Here is a 17,326-nt window from a genome sequence, read left to right as displayed (position 1 = left end):
CCAGTAGTCAGCATAATCGTTGCGAAGTCCTAGCATTCCCTGTTATCGATCAATTGCGGCTTAGAAAAGCCTATTTGATGAGCCAGATTGTGCTTAATCAAGAGTAGGCTGGCAATCATATCTGGTTCAAACTACGTTCCGCTCGGAGCGTCGTTATTAGTTTAAATGCTGGTTATCTATTTTATCACTTAGAATCTAGGAGTGACAGGAAAATCAGTGAGCGTTATTCCAGCCAGCTTTCCTCTTTTCAGAAACGCTGCGTTGATCAACTTGTCGTTAATAGCACGAGGCCTAGGGATATAGCCCTTTGATGGGTATAAAGTCATGAACAGTTCGGCATCCACACGGTTGAGGTTGATTGAACTAAAGTTCGATTTCAGAAGTGTATGCTATACGATCAATGATCAGTTGGGGTTATATCTCGGCACGTATAATTGCCAGACGGGAGCCATTACTTTTTATACAATTGGCGGTGATGGCTCCCCCATTCAATTCTCAACACCGGGCATTAGTCGTCCTTCGCCAAGCAGTATGAGCGGCATAATTGAACAGGAACCCAGAAATGACCCCAAACCAATCACGATTTTGGCAACATAAAATGGCAAAACCATCAGTCTTAAAGTTGATTTTGCTGCCTACTGCATCAGCTAACAACCGCCCGTAACTGGCCCATTACAGTTACTAGGTCCTGGCTACGATTGTTCGACGGGGGCAATTCAATTTAATACCAGTGGTGACAATGATAGCGCCATTGAGTTTCAGGCAGCGGGAATTACGGGTTGGACAACCAATCCGAAACAGTTTGTTGATCAGGAAACTCGTACGGTCAATGATGTGCAGCGTTTTCTACTCTCGGCTCGTCAGAGTGGTTTGGTTGTCACCTACAGTTGGGACTTGAAAGCAAGTTGTGGGCGGGCACGTATGGGCGTCGCGGAAGCCCATGACCGATTGCAGGTGAAAGGACTCGGTAATCCAATAGAAGGTAAAACAGCTGAAGTAGAGATCAGTGGTGTATCGGGCAAATTGTTCGACATAGTACTGGTTGATCTCCAGGGCAGGCAGCTGCATCAACACACTATCCTGGAGGCTGGTCCGATGGAGCGAGTTAGTATTCCGGTCAGCACTAAGGGGATGTTTTTGTTAACAATCAGGACAGCAACTGAACGGCAACACGTAAAGTTATTGAAGCACTACTAAATTGACGTACACCCAAAAGTCCAGCCTGTATGCAGGCTGGACTTTTGGGTACAACAGCTTTTCGTACTTTTCCTTTTCAGATTTATCCGGCGATATAACCAAACAGGCTTAATATCAGCACCTGGCAGTTACTATGTAGGCTGCTGCAATTTTTAGTTTTCTATTGCAAACGTTGATTAATCAAACGATTCAATTTATCTCTGGTACGCTTAAGCCGCATCTTGATCGCACTTTCATTGAGATTAAGTTGCTGGCCAATCTGGCTGACGGATAAGCCCTGTTCATACTTAAGTCGCAACAGGGTTACCTCTTCAACTGGCAAATTTTCCATCAATCGCTCAAGTGCCTGTAACTGAAGTTCATCAGTAACGACTGGCTCTTCTGCCAATTCCACCCCTTCAGGAAGTTCCTGAAGATTCATCCGTTTACTGATTCGAATTTGGTCCAGACAGTAATTATGAGCAATCGAGTAAAGCCAGGTCGACGGAGCAGACTGCTGTTTAAAGGTGTCTAATTTACTAAAAACCTTGATAAAGATTTCCTGGGTAAAATCTTGAGCGACTTCACTATCTTTAGTCATCGACAGGCATTTCCGATAAACCTGATCAGCGTATTGCGTATAGAGTGTCTCAAAATCGTCCTTTGCCCATGCAGCTTGCTCTCGCTTACGATTAGGTTTTTGGCCGTTCAACGATTTACGCATATGGGTGTAGACAGTTTTGCTTTGGAATTATATGGTAACAAAATTAGATTTAAAATTATAAATTACTGATTAATATTAAGTTAATGTAATAGCAATGATTTATTTACAAAATCTCAAAAAGATATCTTTAATAAAAAATCTATTTACAATATTTCCTTTTTTTATAAAATAGATGACCTTTTATTAAATAATTTTATAATTAAGGCAATTATATTTCCCTTTTCCTCATATAGAAAATTTATTATATGGTAGTTAGATGGTTTATTTTAAAATTTGTGGTGTAAACAAAATCAACAAAAGAGTCAAATGATATGCTATTTCGGCACCTGGCCATACTGATCAACTATAGCCAGCCCAGTTTGGCAATGCTCAAAGCCTTAGATCAAAACAATGAAAAATACCAACTAAACACCCGCCTATTAATCAGATTGGGCGTTTTCGGATCAAATCCATGAAAACGATTAGTTATGACTAACTACTTTTTGTTAGTGCCATAAGTTTTTATAGCAATAGGGTTCGCTCTAGTCAGCAATACCACGAAGGCCATATTCATCAATTGCTCGTGAGTTATTATTTAAAGCCCAATGGTATCTGAGGTCATGATTGCCCTAATCTTCAAGTGTTGACCTTTGTTTACATTTTTACAATTTCATTAATTAATGTTTTATTGCATATGGATTAAGTATTATTAGGTAGTAGATGCATAAGACACCAAACAGCCCGGCCACTACTAGATCCGGGCTGTTTTCTTAATTTTCGTATAAAGCATCTCTTGCTTAGTTAAAGGAACCACACTAACGTGTCGATAAAACTGTATCCTCGAATATGCTGCTACCTGATTTCTCCCATGTTTGCACAACAGAAATTACATACTGGTAGGCAATTGGACGGTTTCAAACCAATAAATGCATAATGCCCTAACCGATCTTTCCAGACCAGGTTGATCCCCTGACTTCAGGATCACCGAACTGGCTCCGGCCTCATAGCATTGATTTACCTGACTTGCATCCAGCGAACCCGACCAAATCACAATGGGGATTCGATATAAATTAAGATTCTGCTTAAGTGTGGCTACTAGTTCTATTCCCGTAAGTAGCGGCATATGAAAGTCCAGCAAAATCAGATCTGGCAAAGCCGATACGGAGGAAAGCAACTCGGACAGTTCAGCACTACTACTCAGATGTCGAAGTACAAGTTGATTCGAGTACGCTTTAAATGCCTGTTTCAAGAGGTAGTAATCATCGTCATCGTCATCAATTAAAACGACTTCAAGTTGCCGATCCATTTTCAAGGCTATAAAGCTGATATAGTATACGATACTAAGTTAGCTATCGATAATGGCTAAAAATCAGAAAGTTACTGTATGGGATATGAGTCGATAAGCCAACTAAGTCAGCTTCCATTCCTGCACCAATTGGTTAAATAATTTAATGGTTAATTCCATTGTCGGGGGTTTCGTCAGAAATCCATTGGCCCCCAGTCGTTTGGCCTGCTCCCGATCAGTATAATCCGACGAGGTTGTCAGCACAATGACTGGCACCTTCTGAAAAGCAGGCTCTGCCCGTAAATGTTGCAAAGCTTCAAATCCATTCACCCGGGGCATGTTCAAATCCAGGATAATCAGACTAGGCAAAGAATCATGTTGAATCAGGGCGGGCAGTAATTCTTCACCATCATTGAAGAGCTTGATGGAAACGGGAGGAATAAGCTGTTTAAAAGCCATCTCAAACAGATATTTGTCATCATCATCGTCATCAACGATCCAGACAACAGGTGGGACAGCAGAAGGCATAGTTAGGGTGGGAACGATATATATACTGCAAAGAGGAACCGGGGTAAACATACTCATAAATGAGTGGCATATCCATTAAGGTTGGCTTAAAAAGTTCGGTATTGGGAATTATTGGGGCAAATAAATATGGAAGGTAGCTCCCTGACCTGGTTGACTGTTAGCCGTTATAACTCCGCCGTGATTGGCAACGACTTTCTCACAAATGGCCAGGCCAATGCCAGTTCCCAGGTACTCCTTCTTACCATAGAGCCGTTGGAAGACCTGAAAGATTCGATCGAGGTACTTCTCATCAAAGCCGATCCCATTATCCACCACATCGATTCGGTAGTAGGCACTGGAAGACCGTGCCGGATGTATGGTTGTGGGTAGTTCGGTTGCCGCTACAAGCTGCGATAAAATCTGTATTCGTGGTGGAATATCTGGTCGCCGATACTTAAGTGCATTAGAGAGTAAATTCTGAAAAAGCTGGTCGAGTTGTAAAGCGTCTCCCAGGATAGTTGGCAAGTCTTCAACCCTAATTTCTGCCCTGGTTTCTGTAATCACCAACTCCAGGGTCATCAGGGCCCGATCAACTATTTCTTGTAGGCTTGTTGGGCTATTCCTGTCTCGTTGGGTAGATACCCGCGAATAATCAAGCAAATCCCGGATCAGTGTTGACATTCGGTTAGCCGCTGACTGCATTCGTTCTAAAAAAAACAGTTCATCATCCGAAGTGCCTGTATAATTAGTCCGCAAGAGATCGCCAAATTGTTGAATCTTGCGTAGGGGTTCCTGTAAATCATGTGAAGCTACATAAGCAAACTTTTGCAGGTCATCGTTGGAACGGTTTAGGAGTTGATTGGATTCCGTTAATTCTTCATTTATAGCCGCATATTCTTCATTAGCGGCTTCCAGTTCATGGGTGCGCTCCTGCACCAAATGCTCTAACTCAGCCGATAAGGTTCGGTAACGGGCTTCGCTTTCCTCAACGGCGAGACGAGCCTGTTCTGCCGCCTTTCGGGCTTGAATGAGTTCCGCTTCATACGCATGGCGATGCCCTACAGACAGGTAGGCACAGCAAATCAACCCATCATTAAACTGGCGTACCGCATTGAGTAAAATTGGTATACGGCCACCTGTCCGGGTCAACAGCGTTAATGCTACTTCCTCCACATGGTTATGAAGATTTATCAGGGGATAAAAATGAGTCTGGTAAAAAAGTCGGCCAGCCACCGTGAGTATCAGACTAATGGATTGACCAACCAACTCGTCGGTTTCATAGCCAAGTTGTAGCCTGGCGGTTTCATTGATCTTCATGATCAGACCAGCTTCATTGATTAGTACGACTCCACAGGGTAACTGGTTTACCAAATCATCCATCATCAAACTGTGCAGAAAGATTAAATCTTCTTCGTATCGAACAGATACGTTTGCATAAGGGCAATTGTTTCCTCAGGAGCGCTCAAATGTGGACAATGGCCGTTTGCCTTCATATATCGTAGCGTACTCAGGGGAAGATGCTGGTGGGTATATTCACCAACCACCTGTGGTGCAATGATATCATCACTACTCTGTAAAATCAATGAAGGTACTGTCAGTTTAGGTAGATCCTGTCGGTTATCCGACAGGAAAGTAATACGGGCAAATTGCTGCATCACCAACGGATCGGTGGAACAAAAGCTTTGGGTCAGCTCAGCTCCTAAGGCCGGCTGATCGGCATTGCCCATAATGGCGGGGGCTAAGGTATTCGCCCATCGGACAAAATTCTGATCCATCAAGGCTAATAACTCGTCCACATCAGGTCGCTCAAACCCTCCAACATAATCGGGGGCCTCGTTGAGATAACGGGGAGAGGGACCGATCATGATGAGTCGGTCAAAGAACTGAGGTTGTTGGATGGCTGCCAGTAGGCCGATCATTGAGCTTACCGAATGCCCAACAAACACAACGTTGGTTAACTCAAGTGCCTGGCATATATCAAGCACATCCTGAGCATAGCCGTTCAGGTCATCATACCGGAGTGGATCATAGGCGGCTATATCTGACTGGCCAGATCCCACAAAATCAAAAAGAATCAATCGATAGTCGGGCTCAAATACAGGGGCAATATGACGCCACATATTCTGATCACAGCCGAATCCATGAGCAAACATCATGGGTTGAGTTCCCTGGCCTTTGATTTTAACGTTATTGCGTTTAAGGATATCGAAGGCCATTCTAGTTGGGTTTAAAGCAAATATAGACTATTTGTGATTGGATCTGAGTGATCTATACACATGTAAGGTGGGTTATTCATTGCACCACTGAGTGCCGGTTGGCTAGAAGTAACAACTGATCTTTTGCGACGTTCAGTCAGGTACATATTGCAAAAGGCTGTTACTTGCTCAGCAACAGCCTTCTACGTTGATTCTGCAGAGAGGAAGGGATTCGAACCCTCGATACGGTTGCCCGCATACACACTTTCCAGGCGTGCTCCTTCAACCACTCGGACACCTCTCTAGGGGCAGGGCGTAAATAAGTCGGTTTGGGGCGATTGGTAGATAAAGAGAGATACTTGTTCTGTTTCTTTTTTCTACAATTCGCTTTAACCGGCCACAAAAGTACTAATTTTTCGTAAACCTCCGCCTGTGGCTTTAGAAGATTGACAGGAAAACAGTAAAAGTCTTCCATTACCAACTACTTCTGACGAGTTGCCTGAACAAGTCTATGCTCACATGATAAGATCAATCGCACGGACTACGGTATTGTAATTCAAGTCAAAAGCCATTTATCTTTTTCACTTGACAAGAACATAATATCACAAATTGTGTTACGTTAGCAGCAAATTTTTTCAAGTATCATGTGGTGGAAAAAAACAAAGACCTACTCTAAACAAATACTCAAAGACGCCAATCTGGACCCAGTGCCGTATGCAAAAGACCGGCTTCGATCCGAATTCGCCAAAACGCTTTTAGATCCTCTACCCGTAGAGCAGATCGATATCGGTGATTCAGTTGAGTTTAAAGTCGAGGCAATTTTGCTATCTGTTTCTCAATGGCAGGATATCAAGGAACGGTTGTCTACATTGGCCGGGTCAACTCAATCCACAAATCAGGATGCCATCGTTCAACTTATCAATGATATTGAGAATAAGTAGACTGGGGTATTGAGTATTGTTCCCCTTGCCTATTCAGTAATGTTGTATGGCTTACCATTTCCCTATATTAGTCGTTGATGATGATCCGGCTATTGCCGAAATTCTCCAGCGAGCTGCAAAAACCAATTTTCCAGAAGCTTCCTTTACACCTGTTCGTAGTTTTGGGGATGCAACCTCCTACCTGGAAAATCTCGAAGGTAAAGGCCCTAAACTTATTTTGCTGGATATAAATCTGGAAAGTGATGGTGAAGGGCTTGGCTTTTTATCGCTCCTTCGATGCCATCCTCAAGGCCGTTTCGTGCCAACTATTATGCTCTCCGCGAGTGAATCACCCCACCAAATTCGGGAAGCATACGAACTAGGAGCTACTTCGTTTACAAGCAAACCGTATAGTTATACCGAATGGAAAGATTACCTGAGCCGGTTACGAATTTATTGGTACGAGACCGTTAGTTTACCAGGTATCTGGTTTGAAAAAGATGGTTGAGCCTTTGCACTAAATTTGTACTACAGGTCCCATTGACACCAGAACTAACCCATCACAAACCAATAATTAGTGCTGGTTAGTCTGATTGCTGTTTAGCAGAATACCTTCTAACCAGCCAACGGGGTTTTCATTTTTGTAGTAACTTGCCGCCCGAAATCAAAACCAACCTGTTAATTACCGGTGCATTTCTCCAATACCCCCATAACAACCTATAAATCAACCACCTACTCTCTTCCTCATCTTTATGTGGACGATTTACAGCAGGCATGTCTGACGGCAACTTCTGTCATGTTTAAGGCATTCATTAAAGCACTTCTGCACTAATGTACTGCAACGTCGCGTTACCTTCCGTAAATCATAACTTATCCATTTGTTATGTCTCGCAATCTTAAAATTGGCTTATTTCTCACCGTTTCCATCCTGCTAACGACGTTTACCTTTTACTTCTGGCAGATCTTTAAAAGCCCAAACCTTCAGGTCAGGGACAATGATAAAACCTTTGCCCTACTCATTCCGAGAGGCTCTTCTTTCGAGTCGGTGATGGATACGCTTAAAACACATCGGGTTATAAATGATGAACTGTCGTTTCGTTTCCTGGCTAAATTGATGAAGTACCCTGAGCGTGTAAAAGAAGGACGGTATGAGATCAAACCACGGATGGGCAACCGGGACGCTCTCGTTAAACTTCGTAGTGGCAGTCAGGACGCTATGCCCGTAACGTTCAACTCCATGCGCATGAAGAGCGACCTGATCCAGCGATTAGGCAGCAAATTCGAATTTGGCCCCGATGCGCTTGGCAATCTTCTTAACGATCCGGCCACGTGTGAGAAATTTGGCTTTGATACGACGACCATCGTTTGTCTGTTTCTACCAAACACCTACGAATTTTTCTGGACGATCAAACCCGAGGCTTTTCTGGAGCGAATGGGTAGCGAATACAAAAAATTCTGGACCCCCGAAAGGCAGGCCAAAGCCAAAGCACTGGGATTAAGCCAGACACAAACCCAGGTTCTGGCGTCTATTGTGGCTGCCGAAACCAATAAACGGGATGAACAACCCCGTGTTGCCGGTGTTTACCTCAACCGCCTGAAGCAGGGTATCAAACTCGAAGCTGATCCGACGGTAATATTTGCCCTACGCGATTTTAGCATTCGCCGATTGCTCAATCGTCAGCTTACCGTCGATTCGCCTTACAACACCTATCGATATACGGGTCTGCCACCGGGTCCAATTAATTTACCGGCCCCAGCAACTATTGACGCCGTATTGAATGCCGAGCAACACGATTACCTTTATTTTGTGGTTAATGCCAATTTCAACGGCTACCATACCTTCTCGAAAACACTGGCCGAACATTTAGCCAACGCCCGTCTCTATCAGCAGGCGTTGACACGGATGAAAATAATGAAATAGACAATCGGCGTAACTAAGGCAATTGATTAATCTCTTAGTTATGCCGATTGTCTTTACTAGTTGCTTAAGCCCACTTTATGTTTGTTCACGACGTTACAGATATCCGTGTTCGATACTACGATACCGACCAGATGGGTATCGTTTATTATGGCAATTATGCCCGATTTTATGAAATTGGGCGTGTTGAAGCGCTTCGACATTTGGGTATGGAGTACAAAAATCTCGAAGCGCGCGGAATTGGAATGCCCGTTTACGACATGAGTTCCCGCTTTATTCGACCCGCTAAATACGACGATTTACTCACGATACGGGTTACCATTCCTCAGCTTCCTACGACACGTATTCTGTTCCGATACGAAATCTTCAATCAAGACGGCCAATTACTCAATACGGGTGAAACCACGCTCATTTTTCTTAAATCAGCCACAGGTCGCCCCGGTCCTGCTCCAGCCGATTTGGTAGAAGCAGCTAAACCTTTTTTTGAGTAGCCGGTTAAAAAACAGTCAATGAGTTACTAATGAGCCCGTATTTCATTGATTAGCGGCTTATTACTTTATCGACTTATGTATGATTGAAAAACTGTTGAGCTTCAAGGCGTTGCGTGGTACACGCGTATGGCTCCGTGATCATAAGCCGTTCAACTCAAAGCGAAGCTGGTACGATTTTCTAAAAAAGATGGGCGATAAAATCACGGAGAACGATACCAGTGAGCGAGCAGCTTCGGTATCGTACAGCCTTATTTTGTCTGTCTTTCCTACAGTCATTTTTCTGTTTACACTTATTCCTTACATTCCCGTTCCTAATCTCGAGGAGCAAATAATGGGGTTTCTGAAGGAAGTTTTACCCGGCGACACATTCAGTTCGGTTGATACAACGATTCGAGACATCATTAGTCGCCCGCGAGGAGGTGTGCTCTCTTTTGGCTTTCTGCTGGCACTTTATTCAGCAACCAGTGGGGTTGTTGCCCTGATGAATGCCTTTAATTCATCCAACGAAACCCAGGACAGACGTGGATTTTTTCAGGTACGGGCCGTTGCCATTGGCTTAACGTTTATTCTGGCGGTTGCGCTTATTCTGGCCATTATCGTGCTTATTGTTGGGGGTGTCGTAAGCGACTACCTGTTACATTTTGGCATTCTGAATAACCTTATTTTCATCAACCTGCTGGCTTTAGGCCGCTATCTGCTGGTTTTCGCGGTATTTGTGGCAGCGGTTTCGGTCATTTATCACTTCGGCCCTGACGTTCGCATGAAATGGGCATTTGTTACACCCGGATCGGTTACCGCATCGGTCCTGATTGTGCTGACGACACTCGGTTTTTCGTACTATGTTTCCAATTTCAGCTCGTATAATAAAGTCTATGGTTCCATCGGTACGCTGATTGCGCTGATGATCTGGATCAATCTAATTTCGTTATTGCTGATTATTGGTTTCGAGATGAACGTTGCGCTTTATGACCTCGAAGGTGAACGTAATCCCAGCGTTGCCGAAAAAACAACAAACGCCACCTAGAATACTAAGATGGCGTTTGCAAACCCTAACCCATAAATGTAAGTACGGTCGTCCGACTCCAGTTGCTGTCGTCTTCTGAATCCGTTTTTTAATTAATGTCGAAAAACCGTGCCAATTCCATTATTTATTTAGCCAACACGTATTCTTTTTTCCGTTTGCTCAAAAAACAGAAATTCGGTGACAAACCGTTTGTAGTATTGCTGTATAGTTTAGTATTGAATACATAGTTACTTTTATTTCTGCCGTTCTATTAATTGATCAGCCTGTATGATTTCTGTTACTGGCCAATCTAACCCACTCCCGATGAGTCCTTACCTCAATCGGATTAAGCCGTGGGTAAGTGTTATCTGCACCAGTTATAACCATGAAGCCTATATTGAACAAGCACTTCAATCTGTAGTTGACCAGAATTATCCGAATGTTGAACTGATTGTTATCGATAATGGCAGTACTGATCGTTCTGCCGAACTGATTACCAGTTTCGTACAAACGCATCAGGCCGTACGGTTCCTCAAAAATCTTACCAATCTTGGCTTAAACCGGGCTTTTAATCAGGGACTTGCTTTAGCGGGTGGCCGATATGTGATTGATCTGGCTGCCGATGATGTACTCCTGCCGAACCGGATTGCTCAGCAGGCCGACTTATTCGAACAACTGTCAGGGCCTTATGCCGTTGTCTTTTCGAACGCAGTTTACATTGACGAGCAAGGCAAAGAAATTGCCATTCACTACGCCGTCGATTCCGATGGTCGAGCTCGAACTAAAGTACCTTCAGGAGACGTATTTCAGCAGATTCTGGAGTCTTACTTTATCTGCACGCCAACCATGATGATGCGTCGCGATGTGCTGAATGAGCTCGGAGGATACGACGAAACGCTATCGTTTGAGGATTTTGATTTTTGGGTGCGTTCATCCCGAATCTATCATTATGCTTATCTCGACGAGGTCTTAACGCTAAAACGTCGGCTTCCAAATTCAATGCAGGCTCAGGTTGTGTTACCGGAGAACCAATTGCTTAGCTCATCATTAGCGGTATGTTATAAAGCCTTTGACCGTTGCACCACCCCCGCCGAATACCAGGCACTGGCGGGTCGGATTCGAAAATTTATTCGAAAATCATTCTATACAGAACAGTTTGAATTAGTAGCTCAATTCGGGCAGTTATTACAATACATCGAGCAACCAGACCTGTTAACCAATCTGATTCTCAGCCTAAACCATTTCCATCCGCCCGTCAACAGCTTATATCGGCATTACCTTAAATGGAATCGGGCTCACCAATCTCCCTATCCACAGGTGAAACTGGTTTAGCCTGTTTGCAGTTTACAGTTTTCAGTTAAGCATTAGCCTGAAAGCCCCATTTGCGATCTGGGCTAACCAAAAGCTGTAAACCCGATATCCCATGCCAGCTGAATTCATTAAACTATATCCTCAAAACCCCGACCCTCGACGTATTGACTATATCGTGAAAGCGTTACGCGATGGGGCCGTTATTATTTACCCAACCGATACAATTTATGGTATGGGTTGCGATATCCATAACGCCCGGTCTGTTGAACGCGTAGCTCGAATCAAGGGGATAAAGCCAGCAAAAAACGATTTTTCATTCATCTGCTACGACCTGAGCCATATTGCCGATTATGCCCGAGTGAGCAATCAGGCGTTTAAGCTCATGAAAAAATTGTTGCCTGGACCTTTTACGTTCATTCTGGAAGCAAGCGGCAGCGTACCAAAACTGCTCAATACGAATAAGAAAACAGTGGGTATTCGTGTTCCTGACAATAGCATTCCCCGCCAGATCGTCCATGAACTGGGAAATCCAATTATTACAACATCGATCCGCGATGAAGATGAGGTCATTGAGTATTCGACCGATCCGGAGTTAATCTTCGAGAAGTTCCAGCATCAGGTCGATATCGTAATCGATGGAGGCTACGGGGGTAATATCCCCTCAACGATCATTGACGCTACCGATGACGATTTTTCGATAATTCGACAGGGCTTAGGCGAATTAATGCTTTGAAAAGTTACAATAAGATTCTATACTTGCACCCTAGGCTAAGCGTTCATTCATGTGAAACGTAGCCCTTTTCTCACGACTTATCCTTCTAACCTAGTTGATTAACATGCGTTTCCCCCTGGCCGCACTCTCTCTGCTGGCTCTCAGTCAACTTACTGGCTGCACTTCCCAATCTAAACAGGAAAATACCGCTCAAACCGGCAAAATCACTGCTGAAGCATCAGCCGAGCCGGCAAACGCCAAGGTTGACTCGTCAGAAAAGCCCGCGACTGAAGCCCGACCAATGGCGTCAAATCGTGCGGTATCCACGGGAGACTCCACACTCGATTCACTCACATACGCGCCAGAGGGAGCTATTCTTCCCCAAAAGCGAATCTTCGCGTACTATGGTAATCCTCATTCCAAGAAAATGGGAATTCTGGGTAAGTATCCTAAAGAGGAAATGCTGGACAGGCTCGACCGGGAAATAAAAAACTGGGAAAAAGCAGACCCTGCAACGCCCATTCAGCCTGCCCTTCATCTGGTAGCTATATCGGCTCAGGGAGCACCCGGTAAAGATGGCGGCTACCGTATGCGCATGTCAGACAAAACCATCAAGAAAGTCTTGAAATGGGGCAATGAACACAAAGCGATTGTGTTTCTGGACATTCAGCGGGGCCATGCGCCACTTGGCCCGGAGATGGAATTCTTGGGAAAGTACCTGAAACTGCCGTTTGTGCATCTTGGTATTGATCCGGAGTTCTCAATGGTAACAGGCGCTAAACCAGGCACTAAAATTGGTAGCTACGATGCCGCTGATGTTAACCAGGCGGTGCAGTTTCTAAGCCGTATGGTAAAAGAATATAAGTTGCCACCCAAAGTGCTGGTCGTTCACCGCTTTACGCAGGGCATGATCAAGAACTACAAAAACATTAAGCTTGATCCCAATGTACAGATCGTGATGGATATGGACGGTTGGGGCCCACCGGTACTGAAAAAAGATTCGTACCACGATTACATTCAGAAAGAACCGGTTCAGTATACAGGCTTCAAGCTGTTTTACGATAATGATTTCCGTAAGCAAGGCTCGCGTATCATGACCCCCGAAGAAGTACTGGCCTTGACTCCTAAACCCATGTACATTCAGTATCAATAAAGGAGTGGCATTAATATTAAAAACCCGAATGCGTAGCGCTGCCGGGTTTTTTTTGATCCATTAGCTTGCAACAGGCAGAAAATCTGACCCGCTTAAACATCCTTAAAGTATACCGTTTTCATGAGGCATATTAGCTGGTATAGCCTGGCTAACAGCCCATTGCTCGACGATCTCCCCTCCTATCAAACGGAATATATCATAGAATACCGTCGGCTTCCCTGCCAGTTCTCCCTCCGCCTGAACAACCACAAAATTGCCTTCACCAATTATCCGGTGTACCTTATTCATGGAGAAATCATCGGCTCCCCGACTAAAATACGCCAGCAAACCGGCAGTTCCATTAGCTATTTCGGGATTGTGCTGAACAAGATCTACCGCCACAAAGTCGGCAAGCCGGTCAGTTTGTCGCTGAATCAAAACTCGTTGGTAATAATCAGCGACTACTGCTTTGTTGGTTTCTGTTGGCTCGGTCGTATCGGCCTCCACGGCTCCATCCATCATGGCATTCCCGTTGTGGGTGGATTCAGGCTGATCCTGAATTGCATCCCAATGCTCGATCACCTGCCCATTTTCAAATCGGAACAGATCAACAACTACCTTCTGTGAGTCACCCCAACCAAAACTCATGTTTGTTACAACATAATCACCTTCTGCCAGTAATCGCATAAATGGTTTTGAGGTTGTAACGGGTTTGGGCATTTTCCCGAACGCTTCCAGGGATTCAAGGAGGCCCGCTTTGTCAGGTTTGCCCATTGAACTATGCTGAATATACCCGTCGGCCACGATTGCCCTGGCAAAATCGATGTCGCCCTGTCCTAAAGCTCGTCTGTAGAAATCACGGATTAGTGTTTTGTTTATGCTATGTTGATCCATCGTCGATTCACGTTTGGTCTTGAACTGAAAATTTGACATTGAGCACGACACTGACAGGCACGCGATTAGACATACCGTGCCAGGAATGAAATGATTGAATTTCATTGGCATCAGAAAGAAAAAATGAAAAATAAGAAGATTGGCAGGAGAAGCTATCCCTGTCTGGTAAGGTCGCAGCAAACAGCCTACCCTGGTTGTTGACGCCTTGTTTAGTATTGACCTACGGGCGAATGACCAAATAGCAATACCATACTAGCGCAACTAGCTTCGTTCAATAAGCTGAACGGGTAGGTGCCTTTATGAAGGGCTGCGGTATGTGGCAAATGTGATTTTCAGTACGGCAAATGTAGGGTAAATTTCTAAAAAACACAGGGGCTGATTGAAGACGAATTCATTTTTGCGGGGCCCAAAGTCCGGAGAGAAGTCATTAAAACTCGCCTTCTGCGCCTTCTTTTACTTTCTTCTTCGCCTGACGTAACCGATAGCTGAGGGTTAGATTAAACTGACGAAGCCGAAATTGGGAACTGCTTTCGGCGTAAAAATTAGGCCCTTCTGTTATGGACCGAAAGCGACGGGAGTTGAACACATCCAGTACATTGAGGGTCAACGTGCCGTTATTATTGAACAGATCCTTACTTACGGATAAATCGAGCGTTGCCAGCGCTTTCCGTCGTCCCTGAGGAGTTTGCTGAGGAGCTTCGTAATTCCCCCGCAACTGAATATCCGTGGATTTCCAGACGGTAAAACGGGAAATCATCCGGGTAAACCAGCTGTAGGTATCGCTCTGATAATTAACATCGAGGTTACTCCCATTGGTTACGGCCCGAAAAAAGTTGAAACTACCATCGAGCTTCCACCAGGTAAAGGGAGAATACGATCCGGCAAATTCTGCCCCGTAGGAATGCTCACCAGCGAGATTTTCGGGCCGGGTCGTTGAAAAACCCTGATCATTAACCCGTCGAATCGACAGAATTTTATTGTCGGTATGCCTATAGTAAACGGATGAACTAATAGAGCCTTTGTTGAAATATTTGATGTGGCCAATCTCGAACGCATTCGTGAATTCGGGATTCAGGTTCGGATTACCGCTCCAGAAGTTCCGATTGTCACTAAATGTCATAAATGGACTCAGATCATTATACTGCGGTCGGCGAATTCGACGGCTATAACTAAGTTGCAGCGCATGTTGGCGGGGCAAATCGTAGGTGACGTGTACACTGGGAAACAAGTTCGCATAATGACGGGGATTGACATCGTTGGTTTGCCTAAGGGTTGTAGTAACATCGGTCATCTCGGCGCGCAACCCCGCCTGATAGGACAGTTTACGCGCTTTATTGCCAATTATTGCATAAGCGGCATTGATTCGTTCTTCGTACAGAAAGTCGTTGGTCAGGCCCGGCAATGGCGTCCAGCTCCCGTTGTCGGCCCGCTGAGTAACTGAATAATCGTTGGTCATATCGCGTGAACTACTGCGCAATCCGGCCTCAATCTTCCCATTCTTGCTAAAAGGTCGGATATAATCGATCTGAACCAAAAACTGTTTTTCTGTTTCGTCATTGAGTGACCGCTGCAAGGTGGCCGGAGCACTCGCTGTTATTCCATCTGCCTGAAACGTCTGCTGGTTAAAATACTGATCGGAACTTTCCCAGTTGTCGAGGTATCGGACATCAGCAGTCAGTTCGTGACCTTCGCGGGCAAATGTTCGCTTATAGGTTAGCGCATACTCCGAGTTTGGTTCCGTTTCGGTTTCATCCTGCGTGCGATTGGTTGTACTTCGGAGATTATTGGTCGTAAACTGAAAATCGCGATAAACAATATCGGCAAATCGTTTTCCCTTACTCAACCGCCAGGTATACGAAGCAGTCAGGACATTTTTAGAATCGAAAAAATAGTCGAGGCCAGCACGGGCGCTATTGTTTAATCCTTTCAGGCGATTGGTCGAATTCTGCTGGGTGATGAAGGTCGTGTCATTGCGATATAATTCCTGATACAAGGAACTGCGGCCGGGCGTATTCCGGTACGAAGCGGTATAATTAACAAAGAAATTGAGATTCTTCCGGCGGTAGTTTACGTTGGCGGCTACCCCAAAATTACTCGGGTATCCTGTTATCAGATCGAACGAACCGTTGATTCCTTCTTTATGCTCTTTTTTTAAAACAATGTTTATGATACCTCCCATACCCTCAGCCTCGTAGCGGGCGGAGGGATTTGTGATCACTTCAACGCGTTCAATGCTACTGCCCTGTAACTGTTGTAAGCCGCTGCCACCTTTTAGACTTACCAGACCCGATGGCTTTCCATCAATCAGAATACGAACGCTGTTACTCCCTCTAAGACTAACATTGCCCTCGGCATCAACCGCAACAGATGGCACGTTGCTCAAAATATCAACTGCTGTTCCTCCGGCATTCGCCAGATCTTTACCAACGTTGAAAATACGTTTATCCAGCGACAATTCCATCTGGCTTCGTTCACCTTTTACAATTACCTCGTCCAATCGTTTGGTTGTGGCTTTGAGAATCAATTTTCCTAAATCGATCGTTTTATCGACTACCTGAATGGCTGGAATCCGCCGGTCCTGATAGGAAACGACCGTAACTTTCAGCCAGAAAGAGCCGGGTTTACTTCGTAGTTCAAATTTCCCGGCTTCATCGGATATTGAGCCTGTTACCATAACCGAATCCGATTTCTGGTGGAGGGTGACGGTTCCAAATGGAATGGGTTTGCTTTGCTCGTCAATCAGAACACCTTTTATCGTTACCTGATGATCCGTTTTATTTTGTGCTAACGTCAACAGCGGTAATAGAAATAGAATCAGTAAACTTGTTTTCATACGCATGAAAAGCGACTTCCTTAATCGTTTAAACAAATGGGTAAATGCTTATAGCTTGAAGTAAAACCCAGAACAGTTGGTATTACAAATAGCTGTATTCTGAAAAATATACTGTTTACTACGGCTGATTTCTTGAAACTCTATCATTCGTAGATCGACAAAGGCATTTGCCCTGGCTTTAAAAAACGGTTAACCTTCCCCTTATAAGTCGGCAATTCGTTCAGGTTTGTGATTTGTTCGTCCTTA

17 protein-coding genes and 1 tRNA gene are annotated in these 17,326 nt (G+C 44.6%); 10 read left to right on the top strand and 8 right to left on the bottom strand.

The annotated features are described in order from the left end of the window. Positions 1-324: 324 nt before the first annotated feature. Together G8759_RS18520 and G8759_RS18515 are read left to right on the top strand one after the other, a co-directional pair. Positions 325-597, top strand: coding sequence for a hypothetical protein (locus G8759_RS18520; RefSeq protein ID WP_167210583.1), 273 nt, complete (start codon positions 325-327; stop codon positions 595-597). Between the two features lie 237 nt (positions 598-834). After that, complete coding sequence (locus G8759_RS18515; RefSeq protein ID WP_167210580.1) at positions 835-1,197, top strand: T9SS type A sorting domain-containing protein; 363 nt, start codon at positions 835-837, stop codon at positions 1,195-1,197. Positions 1,198-1,357: 160 nt separating this feature from the next. On the opposite strand, the gene G8759_RS18510 is transcribed toward G8759_RS18515, so the two are convergent. The 6 genes from G8759_RS18510 to G8759_RS18485 all read right to left on the bottom strand — a co-directional run bounded on the left by G8759_RS18510 (position 1,358) and on the right by G8759_RS18485 (position 6,170). Continuing rightward, a complete protein-coding gene (locus tag G8759_RS18510) occupies positions 1,358-1,900 on the bottom strand; it encodes an RNA polymerase sigma factor (RefSeq protein ID WP_167210577.1) in 543 nt (180 codons plus the stop codon). 865 nt (positions 1,901-2,765) lie between these two features. Then, positions 2,766-3,185: a response regulator gene (locus G8759_RS18505; RefSeq protein WP_167210574.1), complete on the bottom strand. Its 420-nt coding sequence runs from the start codon at positions 3,183-3,185 to the stop codon at positions 2,766-2,768. Between the two features lie 102 nt (positions 3,186-3,287). After that, complete coding sequence (locus G8759_RS18500; RefSeq protein WP_167210571.1) at positions 3,288-3,692, bottom strand: response regulator; 405 nt, start codon at positions 3,690-3,692, stop codon at positions 3,288-3,290. Positions 3,693-3,800: 108 nt separating this feature from the next. Continuing rightward, positions 3,801-5,054, bottom strand: a complete 1,254-nt coding sequence (locus tag G8759_RS18495) for a sensor histidine kinase (RefSeq protein ID WP_317166699.1) — start codon at positions 5,052-5,054, stop codon at positions 3,801-3,803. Between the two features lie 17 nt (positions 5,055-5,071). Further along, the gene (locus G8759_RS18490) at positions 5,072-5,887 is read right to left on the bottom strand and encodes an alpha/beta fold hydrolase (protein ID WP_167210568.1); all 816 of its coding nucleotides are present in this window, start codon (positions 5,885-5,887) and stop codon (positions 5,072-5,074) included. Positions 5,888-6,083: 196 nt separating this feature from the next. Then, a tRNA-Ser gene (locus G8759_RS18485) sits at positions 6,084-6,170 on the bottom strand. A gap of 340 nt (positions 6,171-6,510) precedes the next feature. Between G8759_RS18485 and G8759_RS18480 the strand changes: the two genes are divergently transcribed. The 8 genes from G8759_RS18480 to G8759_RS18445 all read left to right on the top strand — a co-directional run bounded on the left by G8759_RS18480 (position 6,511) and on the right by G8759_RS18445 (position 13,374). Then, a complete protein-coding gene (locus G8759_RS18480; RefSeq protein WP_167210566.1) occupies positions 6,511-6,807 on the top strand; it encodes a hypothetical protein in 297 nt (98 codons plus the stop codon). A 46-nt stretch (positions 6,808-6,853) separates the two neighbouring features. Continuing rightward, positions 6,854-7,294 (top strand): response regulator, encoded by a 441-nt coding sequence (locus G8759_RS18475; protein ID WP_167210563.1) that lies wholly within the window; start codon positions 6,854-6,856, stop codon positions 7,292-7,294. A gap of 375 nt (positions 7,295-7,669) precedes the next feature. Continuing rightward, positions 7,670-8,707, top strand: coding sequence for an endolytic transglycosylase MltG (gene mltG / locus G8759_RS18470; RefSeq protein ID WP_167210560.1), 1,038 nt, complete (start codon positions 7,670-7,672; stop codon positions 8,705-8,707). A 77-nt stretch (positions 8,708-8,784) separates the two neighbouring features. Next, positions 8,785-9,195 carry an acyl-CoA thioesterase gene (locus G8759_RS18465; protein WP_167210556.1) on the top strand — a complete coding sequence of 137 codons (411 nt, stop codon included), beginning with the start codon at positions 8,785-8,787 and terminating at the stop codon, positions 9,193-9,195. Between the two features lie 79 nt (positions 9,196-9,274). Next, positions 9,275-10,219 carry a YihY/virulence factor BrkB family protein gene (locus tag G8759_RS18460; protein ID WP_167210553.1) on the top strand — a complete coding sequence of 315 codons (945 nt, stop codon included), beginning with the start codon at positions 9,275-9,277 and terminating at the stop codon, positions 10,217-10,219. Between the two features lie 303 nt (positions 10,220-10,522). After that, positions 10,523-11,530 (top strand): glycosyltransferase, encoded by a 1,008-nt coding sequence (locus tag G8759_RS18455; RefSeq protein ID WP_167210550.1) that lies wholly within the window; start codon positions 10,523-10,525, stop codon positions 11,528-11,530. 91 nt (positions 11,531-11,621) lie between these two features. Beyond that, positions 11,622-12,242 (top strand): L-threonylcarbamoyladenylate synthase, encoded by a 621-nt coding sequence (locus tag G8759_RS18450; RefSeq protein ID WP_162384180.1) that lies wholly within the window; start codon positions 11,622-11,624, stop codon positions 12,240-12,242. Between the two features lie 103 nt (positions 12,243-12,345). Continuing rightward, positions 12,346-13,374, top strand: coding sequence for a hypothetical protein (locus tag G8759_RS18445; protein WP_232073862.1), 1,029 nt, complete (start codon positions 12,346-12,348; stop codon positions 13,372-13,374). A gap of 102 nt (positions 13,375-13,476) precedes the next feature. Here the strand turns inward: G8759_RS18445 and G8759_RS18440 are convergent, their stop codons facing one another. Both G8759_RS18440 and G8759_RS18435 read right to left on the bottom strand, forming a co-directional pair. Then, a complete protein-coding gene (locus G8759_RS18440; RefSeq protein ID WP_167210547.1) occupies positions 13,477-14,247 on the bottom strand; it encodes a nuclear transport factor 2 family protein in 771 nt (256 codons plus the stop codon). 427 nt (positions 14,248-14,674) lie between these two features. Continuing rightward, on the bottom strand, positions 14,675-17,080 hold the full coding sequence (locus G8759_RS18435; protein ID WP_167210544.1) for an outer membrane beta-barrel family protein: 2,406 nt from the start codon (positions 17,078-17,080) through the stop codon (positions 14,675-14,677). Positions 17,081-17,326: the final 246 nt, after the last annotated feature.

It is taken from the genome of Spirosoma aureum (assembly GCF_011604685.1).
GTDB classification, from domain to species: Bacteria; Bacteroidota; Bacteroidia; order Cytophagales; family Spirosomataceae; genus Spirosoma; species Spirosoma aureum.
Note: the sequence above shows the minus strand (reverse complement) of the source record. Positions and strands in the feature narration are given on the sequence as shown.